Below are 2,552 nucleotides of genomic sequence, written 5' to 3'. Positions count from 1 at the left end.
CGCCTGGCTGACCGCCGCCATCTGGTGATCGCGGGCGCGCGCGATCACGTCGTTCTGCATCGAGAAGGTGAGGGCGAGCATCGCGCAGAAGCTCAGCGCCAGCACCAGCGCTGTGATCAGGCCGGCTTGGACGCTGGAGACGCGCAGAGGCACACGGGGAACGCTGGGAGGCGACGACATCGAGGTTTCCGGGGGCTGTTGACCCATCCTCGACATGGCGCGCAGCGCGCGGGGCATCGCGCGCTGCCAAAAGGTCGTTCGGAGGGTTCTTTGGCCGCGCCTTAGCGGAATTGGGAACCGGAACCAATAGCAGAAGGTACGGCAGGGGACGTTTGTCTTGACCTAGCGTCTCAAAGCCAACGGCTGCGGGTGCCACCCGGCCGCCGCAACCGTCCTGTCGGGAAGGTCGTCAGATCGAGAAGCTGGTGCCGCAGCCGCAGGAGGCGGTGGCGTTCGGGTTGTTGACCCGGAACGAGGCGCCGATCAGGTCGTCGACGAAGTCGACTTCCGAGCCGGCGAGGAAGGGCACCGAGGCGGAATCGACCAGCACCACCGCGCCATCCCTGGCGATCACCAGATCGTCGTCGGTCTTGGTGCGGTCGACGTCGAATTTGTACTGGAAGCCGGAGCAGCCGCCGCCTTCGACGCTGATCCGCAGCATCGCGCCCTGGCCTTCGCCCTTGAGGATTTCGCCGATCCGGCGCGCCGCGCGTTCGCTGATGGTGACGCTCGATTCCGTCATCTCGCCGCTCCGTGTCGTCGGGCAGGGCCCGTCATTGGATTTCTTTGCCAACAATAGTTAAGTGCGCCGCACCGCAGAATCAAACGTTGAAGGACGAGTCGCGCGCGTGTCGGTCGGTATGGCAGCTCCCCGTGCAGCTTTTGGCTGCGATCCGGACCACAGCCGCGGCCGGCAATTCCATGAGCCGCCGAGCCGGACCCGCAGTGCGTTTCGCCGCGATTGCGACCGCGTCATCCATTCCAACGCGTTTCGCCGGCTGAAGCACAAGACCCAGGTCTTCGTGTTTCACGAAGGCGATCACTACCGCACCCGGCTGACCCACAGCCTGGAAGTGGCGCAGATCGCCCGCGCGCTGGCCCGCCAGCTCGGGCTCGACGAAGACCTCACCGAGACGCTGGCGCTGGCCCACGACCTCGGCCATCCGCCGTTCGGCCACGCCGGCGAGCGCGCGCTCGACGCTTGCCTGAAGGATGCCGGCGGCTTCGATCACAATGCGCAGACGCTGCGGGTGCTGACGGCACTCGAACACCGCTATCCAGAGTTCGACGGGCTCAACCTGACCTGGGAAACGCTGGAAGGCGTGGTCAAGCACAATGGCCCGCTGACCGACCGCGCCGGCGCGCCGCTGCCACGCTATGCCGAACACGGCGTGCCGCGCGGCATCACCGAGTTCAACCAGCGCTTCGATCTGCAGCTGTGGAGCTTCGCCTCGCTCGAGGCCCAGGTGGCGGCGATCGCCGACGACATCGCCTACGACGCCCACGACATCGACGACGGCCTGCGCGCCGGGCTGTTCGGCATCGACGATCTGGTGGAGGTGCCGCTGGTGGCGCGGATCATCGCCGCGATCGATAAGCGCTATCCGGGACTTGACGACGGCCGGCGCGGGGCCGAGCTGGTGCGCGAGCTGATCTCGCACTTCATCGGCGCGGTCGCGGCCGAGGCGGAGCGCCGGATCAGCGAGGCGGGGCCGGGCTCGGCGGATGACGTTCGCCGTGCGGAGCGGGCGCTGGTGGCGTTTCCGGCCGAGACAGCCAAAGCCGAGGCCGAGATCAAGGCGTTCCTCTGGACCCGGATGTACCGCGCCGAGCGGGTGATGAAGGTGATGCGCGACGCCGAGGCGATCGTCGCCGACCTGTTTCAGCGCTATTGCGACCATCCGTCGGACCTGCCGCCGGACTGGCTGCCGGCCAACGGCCCGGTGGCCGAGTGCGAAGCCGACCGCCTGCTGCGGATTCGCAATTTCATCGCCGGGATGACTGACCGCTACGCGCTCGCCGAGCATCAGCGGCTTTTTGACTCGACCCCGGATTTGCGTTAGGCGGCGCCTCGACCGGCCCGAAACGGCCGCTCCATTTTCCCCTTGTCAGATATGGCCGAGCTCCCGATGTCCACGCATCTTTTCGCCCGTCTCCTGTCGCGCGTGCACGCTGTGTGCGGGGCGCTGATCGAAGAGGGCGCGCTGCCCGCCGGGATCGACCTGTCGCGTATCGTGGTCGAGCCGCCCAAGGACGCCTCCCACGGCGACATGGCGACCAATGCGGCGATGGTGCTGGCCAAGGACGCCAAGGCCAAGCCGCGCGACCTCGCCGACAAGATCGCCGACAAACTGCGCGCCGAGGAGCTGATCGACCAGGTCGCGATCGCCGGCCCGGGCTTTATCAACCTGACGCTGAAGCCGGCGGTGTGGGCGGAGGCGCTGCGCGCCGTGCTCGATGCCGGCACAGGTTACGGCCGCAGCACCATCGGCGGCGGCGAGAAGGTCAACGTCGAATACGTCTCGGCCAATCCGACCGGCGCGATGCATGTC

The 2,552-nt window shown here is 67.5% G+C and carries 2 protein-coding genes and 2 pseudogenes; 2 read left to right on the top strand and 2 right to left on the bottom strand.

The features are described from left to right. Window positions 1–180 (bottom strand): annotated as a pseudogene (locus DYI24_RS24890) (cache domain-containing protein); the annotation flags it as partial. A 229-nt stretch (window positions 181–409) separates the two neighbouring features. Continuing rightward, complete coding sequence (erpA, locus tag DYI24_RS24885; protein WP_107344758.1) at window positions 410–742, bottom strand: iron-sulfur cluster insertion protein ErpA; 333 nt, start codon at window positions 740–742, stop codon at window positions 410–412. Between the two features lie 106 nt (window positions 743–848). Between erpA and DYI24_RS24880 the strand changes: the two genes are divergently transcribed. Continuing rightward, complete coding sequence (locus DYI24_RS24880) at window positions 849–2,063, top strand: deoxyguanosinetriphosphate triphosphohydrolase (protein WP_164574228.1); 1,215 nt, start codon at window positions 849–851, stop codon at window positions 2,061–2,063. 51 nt (window positions 2,064–2,114) lie between these two features. Then, window positions 2,115–2,552: pseudogene (locus DYI24_RS24875) on the top strand (arginine--tRNA ligase); the annotation flags it as partial.

Source organism: Rhodopseudomonas sp. BR0C11 (assembly GCF_010820945.1).
GTDB lineage: Bacteria > Pseudomonadota > Alphaproteobacteria > Rhizobiales > Xanthobacteraceae > Rhodopseudomonas > Rhodopseudomonas palustris_H.
The sequence above is the reverse complement of the archived record's forward strand: the minus strand, read 5'-3'. Positions and strand labels throughout refer to the sequence as shown.